Below are 18,035 nucleotides of genomic sequence, written 5' to 3'. Positions count from 1 at the left end.
AAGGAAATCGTTATGTCCACATTACGCCTGCTCATCTCTGACTCTTACGACCCGTGGTTTAACCTGGCGGTGGAAGAGTGTATTTTTCGCCAAATGCCCGCCACGCAGCGCGTTCTGTTTCTCTGGCGCAATGCCGACACGGTAGTAATTGGTCGCGCGCAGAACCCGTGGAAAGAGTGTAATACCCGGCGGATGGAAGAAGATAACGTCCGCCTGGCGCGGCGCAGTGGCGGTGGCGGCGCGGTGTTCCACGATCTCGGCAATACCTGCTTTACCTTTATGGCTGGCAAGCCGGAGTACGATAAAACTATCTCCACGTCGATTGTGCTCAATGCGCTGAACGCGCTCGGCGTCAGCGCCGAAGCGTCCGGACGTAACGATCTGGTGGTGAAAACCGTCGAAGGCGACCGCAAAGTCTCAGGCTCGGCCTATCGCGAAACCAAAGATCGCGGCTTCCACCACGGCACCTTGCTACTCAATGCCGACCTCAGCCGCCTGGCAAACTATCTCAATCCGGATAAAAAGAAACTGGCGGCGAAAGGCATTACTTCAGTGCGTTCCCGCGTGACCAACCTCACCGAGCTGCTGCCGGGGCTCACCATGAGCAGGTTTGCGAGGCCATAACCGAGGCCTTTTTCGCCCATTATGGCGAGCACGTGGAAGCGGAAATCATCTCCCCGGACAAAACGCCAGACTTGCCAAACTTCGCCGAAACCTTTGCCCGTCAGAGTAGCTGAGAGTGGAACTTCGGTCAGGCTCCGGCATTCTCGCATCTGCTGGATGAACGCTTTAGCTGGGGCGGCGTGGAACTGCATTTCGACGTTGAAAAAGGCCATATCACCCGCGCCCAGGTATTTACCGACAGCCTCAACCCCGCGCCGCTGGAAGCCCTCGCCGGGCGACTGCAAGGCTGCCTGTACCGCGCGGATATGCTGCAACAAGAGTGCGAAGCGCTGTTGGTTGACTTCCCGGACCAGGAAAAAGAGCTACGGGAGTTGTCGACGTGGATAGCGGGGGCGGTAAGGTAACTCGCTGATTAAAATATCCAAGGAAGGAAATATGATCGATCTGGAAAACCAGGAACGGGAGATTATCAATTTAATGTTCAGCCAGCGTATTTCCTGGCTAGCCGCCGTGCGTATCAGGCATAAATTATCGCTTGCTGAAGTAAGTAAAATGTTAGGTATCTCGATTAATTCTCTAAAACAGATCGAAAAGACGGAACGGCTTAGCTCAAACATCAAAAGCAAAATGGCAGAAATTTATGGTTGTCCACCAGAGTTGCTGATATGCCCTTCCTGGATGACGGCTGAACATAAATGAATAGATTCGTGAATAGATACTTGAATGTTTTTTATTTTCTATCCATATGAAAAATAATAGTAAATCTATAAATCAGTTGCTATTGATGAATAGATACTAAAAAGCCGGAGCAGTCCCCCACTCCGGCTTAACACGACAATCGCCTTTCAGCGAAACACAATTACTCTTTATCGCCCAGCAGAACGGATTCCAGTGCGATTTTGATCATGTCGTTGAAGGTGGTCTGACGCTCAGCGGCAGTGGTCTGCTCGTGAGTGCGGATGTGGTCAGACACGGTGCAGATGGTCAGGGCTTTCGCGCCAAACTCTGCAGCCACGCCGTAGATACCAGCCGCTTCCATTTCCACGCCGAGGATGCCGTATTTTTCCATCACGTCGAACATTTCGCCGTCCGGAGAGTAGAACAGGTCAGCGGAGAACAGGTTACCCACGCGAGCATCAACGCCCAGTGCTTTAGCTGCATCTACTGCGTTACGCACCATGTCAAAGTCAGCGATAGCGGCAAAGTCATGGTCTTTAAAACGGATGCGGTTAACTTTGGAATCGGTGCAGGCCCCCATACCGATAACGACGTCGCGCAGTTTTACGTGCGGCAGAACTGCGCCACAGGAACCAACGCGGATAATTTTCTTCACGCCGAAATCGGTGATCAGTTCTTTGGTGTAGATGGAGCAGGACGGGATACCCATACCGTGACCCATTACGGAAATTTTGCGGCCTTTGTAAGTACCAGTGAAGCCCAGCATACCGCGAACGTTGTTCACTTCACGGGCATCTTCAAGGAAAGTTTCAGCAATATACTTCGCACGCAGCGGGTCGCCTGGCATCAAAACTACGTCAGCGAAATCGCCCATTTCTGCATTAATGTGTGGGGTAGCCATTGTTTTATCCTTTTTGTGACATAACAAAGGCGGAGTCAACGCTCCGCCCAAATCCATCAGAACATGGCTTTGCCATATTCCATATCAGAAGTACCAAAATATTTTGCCAGAGTCTGGCCGATATCCGCGAAGGTTTCACGGTGACCCAGTGAGCCCGGTTTTACTTTCGGGCCATATACCAGTACCGGAATGTGTTCACGCGTGTGGTCAGTACCGGTCCAGGTCGGATCGCAACCGTGGTCAGCGGTGAGGATCAGGATGTCGTCATCGCGCAGCAGAGACATCAGCTCCGGCAGACGGCGGTCGAACAGTTCCAGACCCGCAGCATAACCGGCGACGTCGCGGCGGTGGCCCCAGGAAGAGTCGAAGTCAACGAAGTTGGTGAAGACGATGGTGTTATCACCCGCTTCTTTCATCTCTTTGATGGTGGCGTCAAACAGCGCGTCCAAGCCAGTCGCTTTCACTTTTTTGGTGATACCGCAGTTGGCGTAGATGTCTGCAATTTTACCGACAGAAACCACCTGGCCGTGTTTTTCATCAACCAGTTTCTGCAGCACGGTCGGTGCTGGCGGCTCAACAGCCAAGTCGTGACGGTTACCGGTACGCTGGAAGTTACCAGCTTTGTCACCGATAAACGGACGAGCGATAACACGACCGATATTGTAGCCGCCGTTGGTCAGCTCTTCACGGGCGATTTCGCACAGTTCGTAGAGTTTATCCAGACCGAAAGTTTCTTCATGGCAGGCAATCTGGAACACGGAGTCAGCGGAGGTATAGAAAATCGGCTTGCCGGTTTTCATGTGCTCTTCGCCCAGTTGATCCAGAATGACCGTACCGGAAGAGTGGCAGTTACCGAGGTAACCCGGCAGATTAGCGCGTTCGACCAGTTTATCCAGCAGCTCTTGCGGGAAGCTGTTTTCGTGATCGGAGAAATATCCCCACTCAAACAGAACCGGGACACCGGCGATTTCCCAGTGACCAGACGGGGTATCTTTACCGGATGACATTTCGTGCGCCCATGCGTACGCGCCGATAACTTCAGCGTTGCCGTCCATTCCCGCCGGAATGAAACCGGTAGAACCTTCGTGTGCTTTCGCCAGCCCCAGACGGGTCAGATTTGGCAGATTGAGCGGCCCTTTACGACCATTATCAGCTTCGCCTTTGGCACAAGCTTCTGCGATATGACCCAGGGTGTCAGCCCCGACGTCACCAAAGCGTTCTGCATCTTCTGTAGCGCCGATGCCGAATGAGTCCAGCACCATAATAAATGCACGTTTCATATGTTCTCCGTACTCAGTGCTTCAAATTTAAATGATCAGATCAGTATACCGTTATTCGCTGATACGGCGATAGACAGTTGGTGTGCTTTCCGGTGCGTTATCGGCAAGTTTAATTGCCGCTTTCACCGCTTTCGCCGCTTCCTGCCAGCTGTTTTCGTCTTTCGCGAGGATAACCGCCAGCGGACGCTGACCGTCTACCTGGTCGCCCAGACGCGCCATATCAGTAAAGCCGACGCTGTAATCGATGGTGTCAGATGCCTGACGACGACCGCCGCCCATTGCAACTACTGCCATCCCCAGCGCGCGGGTATCCATTTCACTGACAAAACCTTCGGTATCAGCATAGACTGCTTTCGTCAGCATCGCTGTCGGCAGATACTTCGCGTAGTTCTCAACGAAGTCGGTCGGGCCTTTTTGTGCCGCTACCATACGACCAAAGACTTCTGCCGCTTTACCGTTGTCCAGCACCGCCTGCAATTTCGCGCGCGCTTCGGCGTCATCTTTCGCCAGTTTGCCGGAGATCAACATCTCCACGCACAGCGCCATCGTGACATCAAACAGACGCGGGTTACGATACTCACCCGTCAGGAACTGCACCGCTTCACGAACTTCAACCGCGTTACCTGCACTGGAGGCCAGTACCTGATTCATGTCGGTGAGCAGCGCGGTGGTGCGCACGCCAGCGCCGTTAGCCACGCCAACAATCGCTTCGGCAAGGGCTTCAGAGAGTTCGTAGGTCGGCATAAACGCGCCGCTACCCACTTTCACGTCCATCACCAGCGCGTCCAGACCTTCCGCCAGTTTCTTCGCCAGGATCGAGGCAGTGATCAGCGGGATGGAGTCCACGGTTGCGGTAATATCACGGGTCGCGTAGAAACGTTTATCAGCCGGAGCCAGTGAACTGGTCTGACCGATAATCGCCACGCCGACGTCTTTAATAATTTCGCGGAAACGGTTGTCATCCGGGAAAATGTCGAAGCCAGGGATGGATTCCAGTTTGTCGAGCGTACCGCCAGTATGACCGAGGCCGCGACCGGAGATCATCGGAATATAGCCGCCGCAGGCTGCGACCATCGGCCCCAACATCAGCGAAGTGACATCGCCGACGCCGCCGGTCGAGTGTTTATCAACAATCGGGCCATTCAGATGCAGGCTTTTCCAGTCGAGAACGGTTCCTGAATCTCGCATCGCCATGGTCAGCGAGACACGCTCAGGCATTGTCATATCGTGGAAGAAAATGGTCATCGCGAGGGCGGCAATCTGCCCTTCGGAAATAGTGTTGTCGCGAATACCGTTGATAAAGAAACGAATTTCTTCATCGCTCAGCGCATGACCATCACGTTTTTTACGAATAATTTCTTGTGCGAGAAACAAGGTAACCTCCCGAGGAAAAGAGTATGAGGCGGCTTTTGCCGGATGCGTCTACGCCTTATCCGGCCTACGGGTAGATACGTCTCGTAGGCCTGATAAGCGCAGCGCATCAGGCGTAAAGCATCTTACTTAGTAGCTGCTGGCGCTCTTACCGTCGCCGTGGCCCAGCGCTTTCAGCAGGCTTGCCAGCAGGCTGGAAGCACCAAAGCGGTAGTGACGCGCATCAGCCCAGTCAGCACCGAACAGTTCATCTGCGATGGCGAGATATTTCTGCGCATCTTCCGCAGTACGCACGCCGCCCGCCGGTTTGAAACCAACGGTTTTTTCTACGCCCATATCACGGATCACTTCCATCATGATGCGAGCGCTTTCCGGCGTCGCGTTCACAGCCACTTTACCGGTAGAGGTTTTGATGAAGTCCGCACCCGCTTTGATGGAGATTTCAGACGCTTTACGGATCAGCGCTTCGTCTTTCAGTTCGCCGGTTTCGATGATCACTTTCAGCAGTACATTCGCTGCCGCGCAAGCCTCTTTACAGGCTTTCACCAGGTCAAAACCAACCTGCTCGTCACCCGCCATCAGCGCGCGGTACGGGAACACCACGTCAACTTCATCAGCACCGTAGGCGATTGCCGCACGGGTTTCTGCCAGCGCGATTTCGATGTCGTCGTTACCGTGTGGGAAGTTGGTTACCGTAGCGATACGGATTTCCGGGGTGCCCTGCTCTTTCAGAGTTTTGCGAGCAATCGGGATAAAACGAGGATAGATACAGATAGCGGCGGTATTGCCGACCGGAGTTTTGGCCTGATGACACAGAGCAATTACTTTCTCGTCGGTGTCGTCGTCATTCAGGGTGGTCAGGTCCATCAATTTCAGTGCACGCAGGCTGCTTGCTTTCAGATCAGTCATTTCATTCTCCTGGCTTGTCGCCAATAAAATTCACCTTGCGAGTTTGTTAGTATTCTAACATCTACTCCGCAACACACTTCGATACACATCACAATTAAGGAAATCTACTTACAAGTTTGCATCACTGTAATGCGATCTGGTTCAAATAATTCACTTTCAAATGAATGCGTCAGTGGTGGCAAACGCATCAGGATCAAAGTGAACATCACGAAACTTCTTACAATGGCGCATCACCTTCGGCATAAAAGGAAAAGAAGATGCCCACTTCTCATGAAAATGCACTGCAACAACGTTGCCAGCAAATTGTCACCAGCCCAGTGCTTAGCCCGGAGCAGAAGCGCCATTTTCTGGCACTGGAAGCAGAAAACAATCTGCCTTACCCACAGCTTCCTGCCGAAGCCCGCCGCGCGCTGGATGAAGGTGTAATCTGCGATATGTTTGAAGGTCATGCGCCGTACAAACCGCGCTATGTCTTACCCGATTACGCTCGTTTTCTGGCGAACGGTTCCGAATGGCTGGAGCTGGAAGGCGCGAAAGATCTTGATGACGCACTCTCTCTGCTGACCATTCTTTACCACCACGTACCGTCGGTCACATCGATGCCGGTCTACCTGGGGCAACTGGATGCGTTGTTGCAACCGTATGTTAGAATTCTAACACAAAACGAGATCGATGTTCGAATAAAACGTTTCTGGCGTTACCTCGACAGAACCCTGCCAGATGCCTTTATGCACGCCAATATCGGCCCGTCTGATTCGCCCATTACCCGCGCGATCTTACGTGCAGACGCGCAGGTTTCACCGAACCTGACCTTTATCTACGATCCTGAAATCACCCCTGATGACCTGCTGCTGGAAGTGGCGAAGAACATCTGTGAATGTAGCAAACCGCACATCGCCAACGGTCCGGTGCATGATAAAATTTTCACAAAAGGGGGCTACGGGATTGTGAGCTGTTACAACTCACTGCCGCTGGCGGGTGGTGGCAGCACGCTGGTACGCCTTAACCTGAAAGCCATTGCCGAGCGCAGCGAATCGCTGGATGACTTCTTTACGCGCACTCTACCGCACTACTGCCAGCAGCAGATCGCCATCATCGATGCGCGGTGTGAATTCCTCTATCAACAATCACACTTCTTTGAGAATAGCTTCCTGGTGAAAGAAGGGCTGATTAACCCTGAACGTTTTGTGCCAATGTTTGGCATGTATGGGCTGGCGGAAGCGGTTAACTTGCTGTGTGAGAAAGAAGGGATTGCCGCGCGCTACGGTAAAGAAGCCGCCGCAAATGAAGTGGGTTATCGCATCAGCGCGCAACTGGCGGAGTTTGTCGCCAATACCCCCGTGAAATATGGCTGGCAAAAACGCGCCATGTTACACGCACAGTCGGGGATCAGTTCCGATATCGGCACCACGCCGGGCGCGCGTTTGCCGTATGGCGATGAGCCAGATCCGATCACCCATCTGCAAACTGTCGCCCCGCATCATGCTTATTATTATTCCGGCATCAGCGACATTCTGACGCTCGACGAAACCATCAAACGTAACCCGCAGGCACTGGTACAGCTTTGCCTCGGTGCCTTTAAAGCCGGAATGCGTGAATTTACCGCCAATGTCAGCGGTAACGATCTGGTTCGCGTTACCGGTTATATGGTGCGTTTGTCGGATTTAGAAAAATATCGCGCCGAAGGTTCACGCACCAACACCACCTGGCTGGGCGAAGAAGCCGCACGCAACACTCGTATTCTGGAACGCCAGCCGCGCGTGATAAGCCATGAACAGCAGATGCGCTTTAGTCAGTAAGATTATCCCCTTCTCCTGCGTTGACGGGCCAGGCAGTCGTCTGGCTCTGTTTTTGCAGGGCTGCAATCTGCGCTGCAAAAACTGTCACAATCCGTGGACGATGGGACGTTGCAATGACTGTGGGGAGTGCGTGCCACAGTGTCCGCATCAGGCGTTGCAGATTGTTGACGGCAAAGTGGTGTGGAACGCTGTGGTCTGCGAGCAATGTGATACCTGCCTGAAGATGTGTCCGCAACATGCCACACCAATGGCGCAATCCATGAGCGTGGACGAAGTGCTTAGCCATGTGCGCAAAGCGGTGCTGTTTATTGAAGGGATAACGGTAAGCGGCGGCGAAGCCACGACCCAACTGCCGTTTGTAGTGGCGCTGTTTACTGCTATCAAAAACGATCCGCAACTGCGCCATCTCACCTGTCTGGTGGACAGTAACGGTATGTTGAGCGAAACCGGCTGGGAAAAATTACTCCCGGTGTGTGACGGCGCAATGCTCGATCTCAAAGCATGGGGTAGCGAATGTCATCAACAATTAACCGGACGCGATAATCAACAGATTAAGCGCAGCATCTATTTGCTGGCAGAGCGCGGCAAGCTGGCGGAACTGCGTTTGCTGATGATCCCAGGCCAGGTGGATTATTTGCAACACATCGAAGAACTGGCGGCGTTTATCAAGGGACTTGGTGATGTTCCGGTTCGCCTGAACGCGTTTCATGCCCACGGCGTGTATGGCGAGGCGCAAAGCTGGGCGAGCGCCACGCCGGAAGACGTTGAGCCGTTGGCTGATGCATTAAAGGTGCGCGGGGTGAGCCGGTTGATATTTCCGGCGCTCTATTTGTGACATGCCGGATACGGCCTACGGTTCAGCACAGACTTGTAGGCCTGATAAGACGCGTCAAGCGTCGCATCAGGCATTGTGCGCCAACTGCCGGATGCGGCGTGAACGCCTTATCCGGCCTACGGTTCGGCACAAACCTGTAGGCATGATAAGACGCGTTAAGCGTCGCATCAGGCATTATGCGCCGACTGCCGGATGCTGCCTACGAAGGGCAAACTACCCACGAACGTTAAACACCGCATACGTGTTATTAAGCAACACTTCGGCAATCTCATCCGCGGGTTCCGGGCGTAACTCGCAAAGCACGGCAAACACACGGGCAGCCTGTTCCGGGCGGTTAGGCTGCCCCTGAAAACCGTTGAGCGGCATATCCGGCGCATCGGTTTCCAGCAACAACGATGCCAGCGGTAATTTTGCGATGACATCGCGGGTTTTACTGGCGCGTGGATAGGTGATAGTACCGCCTACGCCGATTTTGTAGCCCAGCTGTACAAACCGTTCAGCCTGTTGCTGGCTGCCAGAAAATCCGTGGACAACACCAGCACGCGGCAAATCGTGGCGTTTAAGATGCATCGCCAGTTTGTCGTGCGTGCGCCGTGAATGCAGGATCACCGGCAGATCGTAGCGTTTCGCCAGTTTCAGTTGTTCGTCGAGTAACCACTGCTGCCTCTCAAATTGCGGATCGTCGCCGAAGAGATCCAGACCGATCTCCCCCACCGCCACCACCTTCGCCGGACGCCTTTCCAGCGCCTGCTGTAGCTGCTCAAGAGACACATCGCTATGTTTTTCCAACATACCAGGATGCAAGCCCAATACGGCATACAGCGGTTGATAATTTTCCGCTAACGCCTGCACACGGGCAAAATTTTCCGCCTCTGTCGCCGGAACAATGATCTTGCCTACGCCCGCTTGTGCCGCGCGTTGCAGGCTGGCCTCTTCATCGCCAATAAAAGGCGGGAAATCAAAATGGCAGTGAGTGTCGATAAAACGGCAAATCAAGCCAGATCCTCATTGTTAAATGTCGGGTCGTTCGCCTGCGGAGCGTCGCTCACTTCGGCAACCAGCGTATCGTTGGCGACTGGCGCAGGCGGAATGACAATCGATTCCGGCGTCACCACTGGCACCAGATGGCGGGTAAGCGGCGCTTTTTCAGTTAATAGCTTGCCAACCGTGGCGAGGAAATAACGACCGCATAAACGCCCAAGTTTATAGTCTTCACGCAGCGCCGGAATCCGACTGCCAAGCGCGATACTATGTAATGGCTTCGGCGGATAAATTTCGGATATCCGCAGCTTGCCCGGTGGTTTCTCAATAAATTGCTGAATGTCACGATAGCTGGTTTCATGATGCTGCACCAGATTGACCAGAGGCTGCAGGCTACTGTCACCCAGCCAGCGTTCCATGCGTTTGAACCACTGCGGCGTGTAGTACATTTGTGACGGCACAGTGCGGATGACGACCAACGTTTTAGCGCCCTGCCTTGCCGCCTCTTTAACCGGAATCGCATCACTGATCCCGCCATCCAGGTAGTTAATGCCTTCCAGCGACACTCCGCTACGATAAAAGCCAGGTATCGCACTGGAGGCGCGAATCACATCCAGCCAGTTTTGTTTGGTTGGTAAAAAGTAATTCGGCGCGTAGTCATCCTGACGACAGGCGCACATATAAAACGATTTGCCGCTGTCAAACAACCGCGCGGCGGTATCCATTTGCAACGGCATCTGGCTTGCGGTGGCCTCCACCAGCCAGTCGAGATCGATAAGATTTCCTCCACGGACAAAGCGCAATGGATCGAAAAATTCGCGTTTTGTGGTATAGCGCATGATGACTTTGCGCGCGTAACCGGGCTGATTGCAGATAAACGCCGAGAGGTTCTGCGCCCCGGCAGATGTGCCGAGATAAAGATCGAAAGGATTAAACTGCGCGCGCATAAACTCATCCAGCACGCCAGCCGTGAAAATTCCACGCTGTCCGCCGCCTTCGCACACCAGAGCTATTCGTCCAGGCTGGAACGGCCTTAGCGACAACGGCGCAATATTACCAAGCGTTACAGGTATTCGCTGCCCCACTTCTGCCTTCCTGTTTTTGTTGTGAAAGAAAGACAAAGTAACGCAATTTATTATTCGCTAAAACCGCAAAAGCCAGTCCGCTGGACTGGCTTTGGATAAAATTTTCTTAATGGTCTGAAATCTAGGGTCGTTTTCGGCCCATGAACAAACTCACTAGGAACAGAATAATCCCGACGACAAAGACAATTTTAGCTGCGCCTGCAGCGGTACCGGCCAGACCACCAAACCCAAGTGCGGCGGCGATTAACGCGATAACCAGAAATATGATGCCCCAACGAAACATAAGCGTCTCCTTTACCATAGTTAATGTCACCGCTTGATATGAGCGTGAAAATCACTCAATGCGATATTTTTAGTGTGGTGCACATCGCGCCTCCCGACAAAGTTCGGGAGGACGAATTACTTAGTTTTCAGATCATTTTTAACGCTTTTCACACCATCTACCGCTTTGGCGATACTTTCAGCACGGTCACTTTGTGCCTGAGAATCTACGGTACCGGAGAGCTGAACCACGCCATCGGTGGTTTCAACTTTCACTTTACGTGAAGGGACGATATCGTCCGCCAGCAGTTTGGCTTTGATTTCACTGGTGGTGGCGGTGTCACCCGCGTAGCCCTTCACCGAGCCTTCTTTAGCGTCGCGAACGTGCAGTTTGTCGCTGACAGAGGTCACGCCTTCAACGCCTTTCGCCACTTTCACTGCCTCTTCGGCCTGGGCCTGACTTTCAACGAAACCGCTCAGGGTCACGACTTTTTGATCGGTTTTGACAGAGATATCGGTGCTCTTGATGTTGTCATGATCCACCAGCGCCGCCTTCACTTTCGCGGTGATGGCGCTGTCATCCATGAAATTACCGACTTTATTCATAGAGCTATCGACTTTTTGCCCTGCGCTTTCATTGGTAGTCTGCGCGTTGTTTTCCGCGTAGGCAGAGCCGGTCGCGACGGCAGAGGTCAACATTACAGCCAGCAGAGTTTTCGAAATCTTCAGTCTTGTCATAGTCATCGATTTATTCCTGTATGTTTGCTCGTAATTTGAGCCTAGCAACACGAGGTTGCATTGCTGAATAGGGAGAGACTTCACCCTCTACAGAAGTCAATGGTCGCCATCACAAAAGCGATGGGTGATGAATAACGACCATTACAGCCTCTGAATCAGTTATTAATATCGGTAGAATGACAATCGACGGCTTTAGATACTAATATCTACGCATTGAACGGTATTTAACGCCATCAGAAATGTCATCACTTTGTTAAATATAGATCACAATTTTGAAACCGCTCGGGATATCAGCGAAAACATAAGCAAAAGTGAATGTTTTAAGAACATTCCGTAAGCGGCTAATAAGGAAGGGAAATTGACAGGGCGCAGCGGCTACCGCGCCCTGGAGGCAAGAATTAATGCTCGCGGGTCTGGTGGAACTGAACGTCCGGATAACGTTCCTGTGCCAGGCGCAGGTTGACCATGCTGGTAGCGATGTAAGCGAGGTTATCGCCGCCATCAAGCGCCAGTTGGCTTTCGTTCTTACGCTTGAACTCTTCGAATTTCTTCGCGTCTGCACATTCTACCCAGCGGGCAGTGGCAACGTTGACTGACTCATACACTGCTTCAACGTTGTATTCGCTCTTCAGGCGCGCTACCACCACATCAAACTGCAGCACACCAACCGCACCAACGATCAGATCGTTGTTGGAGATTGGACGGAACACCTGCACCGCGCCCTCTTCGGAAAGCTGTACCAGCCCTTTGAGCAGCTGTTTTTGCTTCAGCGGATCTTTCAGGCGGATACGACGGAACAGTTCTGGTGCGAAGTTCGGAATACCGGTGAACTTCATCATCTCACCCTGGGTAAAGGTGTCGCCGATCTGAATGGTGCCGTGGTTGTGCAGGCCGAGGATATCGCCCGGATACGCTTCTTCAACGTGCGAACGGTCACCCGCCATAAAGGTCAGCGCGTCGGAGATCACCACATCTTTCGCAGTGCGCACCTGGCGCAGTTTCATGCCTTTTTCATATTTACCGGACACCACACGCATAAACGCCACGCGGTCGCGGTGTTTCGGATCCATGTTGGCCTGAATTTTAAATACGAAGCCGGTAAATTTATCTTCGCTCGCTTCTACGGTACGGGTATCGGTCTGACGCGGCATCGGCGCAGGCGCCCACTCCACCAGGCCATTCAGCATATGATCAACGCCGAAGTTACCCAGCGCAGTACCGAAGAATACCGGAGTGATTTCGCCCGCAAGGAACAGCTCTTTGTCGAACTCGTTAGACGCGCCTTTAACCAGTTCCAGTTCGTCACGCAGCTGCTGTGCCAGATCTTCACCAACCGCAGCATCGAGATCCGGGTTATTCAGCCCTTTAACAATGCGGACTTCCTGAATGGTGTGCCCTTTACCGCTCTGATAGAGATAGGTTTCATCTTTATAAAGGTGGTAAACGCCTTTAAACAGCTTGCCGCAGCCAATTGGCCAAGTGATCGGTGCGCAGCCAATTTTCAGCTCGTTCTCAACTTCATCGAGCAGTTCCATCGGGTCGCGGATATCACGGTCAAGTTTGTTCATAAAGGTGAGGATCGGCGTGTCGCGCAGACGGGTAACTTCCATCAGCTTACGGGTACGATCTTCAACACCTTTTGCGGCGTCGATAACCATCAGGCAGCAGTCCACCGCCGTCAGGGTACGATAGGTATCTTCCGAGAAGTCTTCGTGCCCCGGGGTGTCGAGCAGGTTAACCAGGCAATCGTGATACGGAAACTGCATCACAGACGTAGTAATGGAGATCCCACGCTGCTTTTCCATCTCCATCCAGTCCGACTTAGCGTGCTGGTTGGAACCACGGCCTTTTACTGTACCGGCGGTCTGAATGGCCTGTCCGAACAGCAGCACCTTCTCGGTGATGGTAGTTTTACCGGCGTCCGGGTGAGAAATAATGGCAAAAGTGCGGCGCTTCGCCACCTCTTTCAAATAAGGAGACAACGTCATAATTCTTTCTTCTTGAGTAAGCGGCATCGCGCCGCGCTTGTTGAAAACGAAAAATTGCGGCTATTTTACCCATCAACGGGGGGGAGGCAATCAGTGTTTACACAGGAGCTGCTCCAGTTCGTGCAACGAAGAAACGGTCCAGGTGGGCGCGATGCCTTCTGGTTGCTCGCGATTGTGCGCATTCAGCCAGCAGGTCGCAAGCCCGGCGTTGATGCCACCGAGAATATCGGACTCGGCAGTGTCGCCAACCATCAGCACGCGTGAACGGTCAGGATTGCCCGCCTGTTCCAGCGCATAATCGAAAATTTTCTTATTCGGTTTGGCAACGCCAACTTCTTCGGAAATCACCAGCAAATCGAAGTAATCACGCAGGCCCGTCCGTTCCAGACGCACTTGCTGCAAGGCGCTAAAACCGTTGGTGATGATGCCGATTTTAGCGTTGCTACGAATGGCGTTAAGCAGAGAAACCGCGCCCGGCAACGGCGTACAGATTTCCGCCATCGCATTAATAAAGGCATCGTTAAGCAAGCCTGCTTCAACTTTCAGCCGTTCGGCCCAGCTCTCGAAACGCCCGTGCTGAAGCTGTAATGAAGTGATCGCGCCGTTTTGATAATCCACCCACAGTGGCTTGTTAACGGCCTGATAGTCCTGAAAATCTTCAGCGGTAAAGGTGACGCTGTAATCAAGAAACATCCGCTGCAGGCCGGTGAATGAGTCAAAGGTAAACAGCGTTTCATCGGCATCAAAGAAAATCCAGTCCCACTTCATTATTCCACCTTGTCTTACATACTGATTGGCAACGCCATGATGATGGCGTCTTCGCGACCGTCCGTGGTGGGGTAGTAATTGCGGCGAATCGTCGCCTCGTTAAAGCCTAAACTTTCGTACAGGGCAATGGCGGCAGCATTTGAGGCACGGACTTCCAGCCATAGTGTCGCCACGCCGCGTTTTTCCAGTTCGTCGATCAGATGTTCCAGCAGCGCCCTACCCAGCCCCTGACGCTGATAGTCGGGATCGACCGCAATATTGAACAATGTAGCTTCATCCAGCACCACTTGCGTAATCGCAAACGCCGCCATTTTGCCGTTTTGCGTTAACTGAAAGTTGAGATAACGCTCGCCCTGGTTGCTGGCAAAGGTTTTTTCACTCCACGGAAAGGCGTGGGCGCGTTGTTCAATGTGGTAAGCCGCTGGTAAATCAGTCGTTTCGAGGGAAGAAATCGTGTTCATATGTGCAAATTTGTTGCCATAACGCGGCGCGTGCCGTTGGGTTTGCCCGTAATTCGGTGAGCGCCGGTGATGCCACCTGAGCGCCTTCCAATGATAGCGGTTCGTCAGTACCCAACCGCCAGCTGTTGCAGCGACTGCCTTGCGGCAGCATCGCGATTTTTTCTGGCGTCAGTTGCAGCACTTGATCGGGGCTGACGGTTAATGCGCGCAGAACATCGCTCACTAAAGGATCAGTCAGGGCGGGAAGATCGTTTGCCACCATCACCAGACGGACGTGTGCCGGGCTCGCAATGGCAATCTCCCCCTGCAACGCGCCAGGGCGACGCAGCGACCACTGGGTAATGCCCAGTTGCTGTAACTGCCAGTCTCGTCGGGATGTCATAGCGAATCGCTCCTGTTGTCAGGGGCGCAAATATAGCAAATTCGTCGATACCGCGCCAACATATGGCTATAATCGCCGCCAGTATCAATTGAGGAGCATTCCATGTCTGCATTTACCCCGGCAAGTGAAGTCTTGCTGCGTCACAGTGATGATTTCGAACAAAGCCGTATTCTGTTTGCCGGAGACTTACAGGATGACCTGCCCGCGCGTTTAGATACCGCGGCCAGCCGTGCTCATACCCAGCAATTCCACCATTGGCAGGTGTTAAGCTGCCAGATGGGGGATAACGCCCGTTTTAGTCTGGTCGCCACGGCGAATGATGTCGCAGATTGCGATACGCTGATTTACTACTGGCCGAAGAACAAACCGGAAGCCCAGTTCCAGTTGATGAATTTACTTTCTCTGCTGCCAGTGGGGACAGATATTTTTGTCGTTGGCGAGAACCGCAGCGGCGTGCGCAGCGCTGAGCAGATGCTGGCAGATTATGCGCCGTTGAATAAAGTCGACAGCGCTCGTCGCTGTGGCCTCTATTTTGGTCGTCTGGAAAAACAGCCAGTATTTGATGCGGATAAATTCTGGGGCGAATACAGCGTCGATGGCCTGACGGTCAAAACGCTGCCTGGCGTGTTTAGCCGCGACGGTCTGGATGTCGGTAGCCAGTTGCTGCTCTCGACGTTAACTCCGCACACGAAAGGTAAAGTGCTGGATGTCGGCTGTGGCGCGGGTGTACTTTCAGTTGCCTTTGCGCGCCATTCGCCGAAAATTCGTCTCACCTTGTGCGATGTCTCTGCCCCGGCGGTAGAAGCCAGCCGCGCAACACTTGCAGCCAACGGTGTTGAAGGTGAAGTCTTTGCCAGCAACGTCTTTTCCGAGGTGAAAGGTTGTTTTGATATGATCATCTCCAACCCGCCGTTCCACGATGGGATGCAAACCAGCCTGGATGCGGCGCAAACGCTGATTCGTGGCGCGGTGCGTCATCTTAATAGCGGCGGCGAGCTGCGAATTGTAGCGAACGCCTTCCTGCCTTACCCGGACGTGCTGGATGAGACATTTGGCTTCCATGAAGTTATCGCGCAAACCGGGCGCTTCAAGGTATATCGCGCCATTATGACCCGCCAGGCGAAGAAAGGTTGAGTATCTGATATCTGTCGCCGCATACCGTGTCGGATGCGGCGTGAACGCCTTATCCGACCTACAAAACCTGCACGTTAGCCCTTCGTAGGCCAGATAAGACGCGCCAGCGTCGCATCTGGCATCTGCCCCCGCATGCCTACCAAACCTGCACGCTAGTTTCCTGATGGACATTTTTCCAGCAATTACACATCAGGCGATAATTAACTATTGACGAAAAGCTGAAAACCACTAGAATGCGCCTCCGTGGTAGCAATTCTTTTTAAGAATTGATGGTATGCGAAGGTGGCGGAATTGGTAGACGCGCTAGCTTCAGGTGTTAGTGTCCTTACGGACGTGGGGGTTCAAGTCCCCCCCCTCGCACCAAAAATCACGTTGATATTGCTCGCACTGGGCGAAGGTGGCGGAATTGGTAGACGCGCTAGCCTCAGGTGTTAGTGTTCATAAAGAGGTGGGGGATCCAGTCCCCCCCACTAAGCACCAAATTATGGCGATATCAAAAAAAGTAAGATGACTGTGCGAAGGTGGCGGAATTGGTAGACGCGCTAGCTTCAGGTGTTAGTGTCCTTACGGACGTGGGGGTTCAAGTCCCCCCCCTCGCACCAATTATCTTTACTTCCTTTCTTGTTTCTTCCCTGTTTTGTCATCCCTGATTCAAATTCATTATCATCAGCATGATGCCAGCAATAAGCGCCAGGCACGATGGTAGCAAAATGTAATGCCGCAACTGTTTGTGATACAGCATCACCGGCGTCAATACTAATCCCATCAGAATGACAATCCGCCACTGATCCGGCGATAAATCCGCATACATCAGCCCTGCAATCAGCAATCCCGGCAGCAACACTCCCCAGCCACTGCCCAGCGTACGTTGCAACATGGTTTCATCTCTTTCATTGATAATGAAAACCAATATCATATGATAATTTTTATCATTTGCAAGCCAGAGAAATCCCTTGCTATCGAGTAAACCTATCGCTAGGATTAGCAATCATTATCATTTAGATTACTATCACGATTATGGCCTATCGTTCCGCACCGCTCTATGAAGATGTCATCTGGCGAACGCATCTCCAGCCGCAGGATGCTGGGCTTGCACAAGCCGTACGGGCGATGATCGCCAAACATCGTGAACATTTGCTGGAGTTTATCCGCCTGGATGAACCCGCTCCGCTTAACGCCATGACGCTGGCGCAATGGTCATCACCGAATGCGCTAAGTTCTCTACTGGCGGTCTATTCCGATCATATCTATCGCAACCAACCAACGATGATCCGCGAGAACAAACCGCTGATCTCACTATGGGCACAATGGTATATCGGCCTGATGGTGCCACCATTAATGCTGGCGCTACTGACGCAGGAAAAAGCATTAGATGTGTCGCCGGAACATTTCCATGCTGAGTTTCACGAAACCGGACGCGTCGCCTGTTTCTGGGTCGATGTGTGTGAAGATAAAAACGCAACACCACATTCGCCGCAGCAGCGAATGGAAACGTTAATCAGCCAGGCGCTGGTTCCGGTTGTGCAAGCACTAGAAGCGACCGGAGAGATCAACGGCAAACTTATCTGGAGTAATACCGGTTATTTGATCAACTGGTATCTCACTGAGATGAAGCAACTGCTCGGCGAGGCTACTGTTGAATCGCTGCGCCATGCCCTCTTTTTTGAGAAAACGCTCACGAACGGTGAAGATAATCCACTCTGGCGTACCGTGGTACTGCGCGACGGCCTGCTGGTGCGCCGCACTTGCTGCCAGCGTTATCGCTTACCGGATGTGCAGCAATGTGGCTATTGTACGCTGAAATGAAAGCACTGCCGGGGAAGTAAACCCGGCATCATGC

The 18,035-nt window shown here is 52.8% G+C and carries 18 protein-coding genes, 3 tRNA genes, 1 pseudogene and 1 other annotated feature; of the genes and pseudogenes, 9 read left to right on the top strand and 13 right to left on the bottom strand.

The window, feature by feature from the left end; genetic code table 11:
* Positions 1–12: 12 nt before the first annotated feature.
* Positions 13–1,027, top strand: a sequence feature (Similar to Escherichia coli K12 lipoate-protein ligase A gi: 1790846 (339 aa). BLAST with identity of 97% in 338 aa. This CDS ontains frameshift. The sequence has been checked and is believed to be correct.).
* Both lplA and SF4417 read left to right on the top strand, forming a co-directional pair.
* Positions 13–1,027 (top strand): annotated as a pseudogene (gene lplA, locus SF4418). Its footprint overlaps the feature before it by 1,015 nt.
* 32 nt (positions 1,028–1,059) lie before the next feature.
* Positions 1,060–1,323, top strand: a complete 264-nt coding sequence (locus SF4417) for a hypothetical protein (RefSeq protein ID NP_710125.1) — start codon at positions 1,060–1,062, stop codon at positions 1,321–1,323.
* 160 nt (positions 1,324–1,483) lie between these two features.
* Here the strand turns inward: SF4417 and deoD are convergent, their stop codons facing one another.
* From deoD to deoC, 4 genes are all read right to left on the bottom strand, one after another.
* Positions 1,484–2,203 (bottom strand): purine nucleoside phosphorylase, encoded by a 720-nt coding sequence (deoD, locus tag SF4416; protein ID NP_710124.2) that lies wholly within the window; start codon positions 2,201–2,203, stop codon positions 1,484–1,486.
* A 56-nt stretch (positions 2,204–2,259) separates the two neighbouring features.
* Positions 2,260–3,483, bottom strand: coding sequence for a phosphopentomutase (gene deoB, locus SF4415; RefSeq protein ID NP_710123.1), 1,224 nt, complete (start codon positions 3,481–3,483; stop codon positions 2,260–2,262).
* 51 nt (positions 3,484–3,534) lie between these two features.
* Positions 3,535–4,857 carry a thymidine phosphorylase gene (gene deoA, locus SF4414; RefSeq protein NP_710122.2) on the bottom strand — a complete coding sequence of 441 codons (1,323 nt, stop codon included), beginning with the start codon at positions 4,855–4,857 and terminating at the stop codon, positions 3,535–3,537.
* A gap of 126 nt (positions 4,858–4,983) precedes the next feature.
* Positions 4,984–5,763, bottom strand: a complete 780-nt coding sequence (gene deoC / locus SF4413; protein NP_710121.2) for a 2-deoxyribose-5-phosphate aldolase — start codon at positions 5,761–5,763, stop codon at positions 4,984–4,986.
* Positions 5,764–6,020: 257 nt separating this feature from the next.
* On the opposite strand from deoC, the gene yjjI reads away from it, so the two are divergent.
* Positions 6,021–7,562 carry a hypothetical protein gene (yjjI, locus tag SF4412; protein ID NP_710120.1) on the top strand — a complete coding sequence of 514 codons (1,542 nt, stop codon included), beginning with the start codon at positions 6,021–6,023 and terminating at the stop codon, positions 7,560–7,562.
* Positions 7,534–8,397, top strand: coding sequence for a hypothetical protein (yjjW, locus tag SF4411; RefSeq protein NP_710119.1), 864 nt, complete (start codon positions 7,534–7,536; stop codon positions 8,395–8,397). Before yjjI ends, yjjW begins: the two co-directional genes overlap by 29 nt.
* A 213-nt stretch (positions 8,398–8,610) precedes the next feature.
* Here yjjW and yjjV read toward each other — a convergent pair whose 3' ends face one another.
* The 8 genes from yjjV to holD form a co-directional block, all read right to left on the bottom strand.
* Entirely contained in the window at positions 8,611–9,249 is a 639-nt protein-coding gene (gene yjjV / locus SF4410; protein ID NP_710118.2) for a hypothetical protein, read from the bottom strand.
* Between the two features lie 140 nt (positions 9,250–9,389).
* Positions 9,390–10,463: a hypothetical protein gene (gene yjjU / locus SF4409; RefSeq protein NP_710117.2), complete on the bottom strand. Its 1,074-nt coding sequence runs from the start codon at positions 10,461–10,463 to the stop codon at positions 9,390–9,392.
* 121 nt (positions 10,464–10,584) lie between these two features.
* Complete coding sequence (locus SF4408; protein ID NP_710116.1) at positions 10,585–10,776, bottom strand: hypothetical protein; 192 nt, start codon at positions 10,774–10,776, stop codon at positions 10,585–10,587.
* A gap of 86 nt (positions 10,777–10,862) precedes the next feature.
* Positions 10,863–11,468, bottom strand: coding sequence for a periplasmic protein (gene osmY / locus SF4407; protein ID NP_710115.2), 606 nt, complete (start codon positions 11,466–11,468; stop codon positions 10,863–10,865).
* A gap of 392 nt (positions 11,469–11,860) precedes the next feature.
* Positions 11,861–13,450: a peptide chain release factor 3 gene (gene prfC, locus SF4406; protein ID NP_710114.2), complete on the bottom strand. Its 1,590-nt coding sequence runs from the start codon at positions 13,448–13,450 to the stop codon at positions 11,861–11,863.
* A 90-nt stretch (positions 13,451–13,540) separates the two neighbouring features.
* Entirely contained in the window at positions 13,541–14,218 is a 678-nt protein-coding gene (gene yjjG, locus SF4405) for a dUMP phosphatase (RefSeq protein NP_710113.1), read from the bottom strand.
* Between the two features lie 14 nt (positions 14,219–14,232).
* Positions 14,233–14,679: a ribosomal-protein-alanine N-acetyltransferase gene (rimI, locus tag SF4404; RefSeq protein NP_710112.1), complete on the bottom strand. Its 447-nt coding sequence runs from the start codon at positions 14,677–14,679 to the stop codon at positions 14,233–14,235.
* Positions 14,648–15,061, bottom strand: a complete 414-nt coding sequence (gene holD / locus SF4403; RefSeq protein NP_710111.2) for a DNA polymerase III subunit psi — start codon at positions 15,059–15,061, stop codon at positions 14,648–14,650. Before holD ends, rimI begins: the two co-directional genes overlap by 32 nt.
* Before the next feature lie 102 nt (positions 15,062–15,163).
* On the opposite strand from holD, the gene rsmC reads away from it, so the two are divergent.
* The 4 genes from rsmC to SF4551 all read left to right on the top strand — a co-directional run bounded on the left by rsmC (position 15,164) and on the right by SF4551 (position 16,797).
* A complete protein-coding gene (gene rsmC, locus SF4402; protein ID NP_710110.1) occupies positions 15,164–16,195 on the top strand; it encodes a 16S rRNA methyltransferase in 1,032 nt (343 codons plus the stop codon).
* Positions 16,196–16,471: 276 nt separating this feature from the next.
* Positions 16,472–16,558 (top strand) — tRNA-Leu (locus SF4553).
* A 28-nt stretch (positions 16,559–16,586) separates the two neighbouring features.
* Positions 16,587–16,675, top strand: a tRNA-Leu gene (locus tag SF4552).
* 35 nt (positions 16,676–16,710) lie between these two features.
* Positions 16,711–16,797, top strand: a tRNA-Leu gene (locus SF4551).
* Positions 16,798–16,835: 38 nt separating this feature from the next.
* Here SF4551 and SF4401 read toward each other — a convergent pair.
* On the bottom strand, positions 16,836–17,183 hold the full coding sequence (locus tag SF4401; RefSeq protein ID NP_710109.1) for a hypothetical protein: 348 nt from the start codon (positions 17,181–17,183) through the stop codon (positions 16,836–16,838).
* Between the two features lie 29 nt (positions 17,184–17,212).
* On the opposite strand from SF4401, the gene fhuF reads away from it, so the two are divergent.
* On the top strand, positions 17,213–18,001 hold the full coding sequence (fhuF, locus tag SF4400) for a ferric hydroximate transport ferric iron reductase (RefSeq protein ID NP_710108.1): 789 nt from the start codon (positions 17,213–17,215) through the stop codon (positions 17,999–18,001).
* Positions 18,002–18,035 lie beyond the last annotated feature (34 nt).

The organism is Shigella flexneri 2a str. 301, from assembly GCF_000006925.2.
Classification (GTDB): Bacteria; Pseudomonadota; Gammaproteobacteria; order Enterobacterales; family Enterobacteriaceae; genus ECMA0423.
Note: the sequence above shows the minus strand (reverse complement) of the source record. Positions and strands in the feature narration are given on the sequence as shown.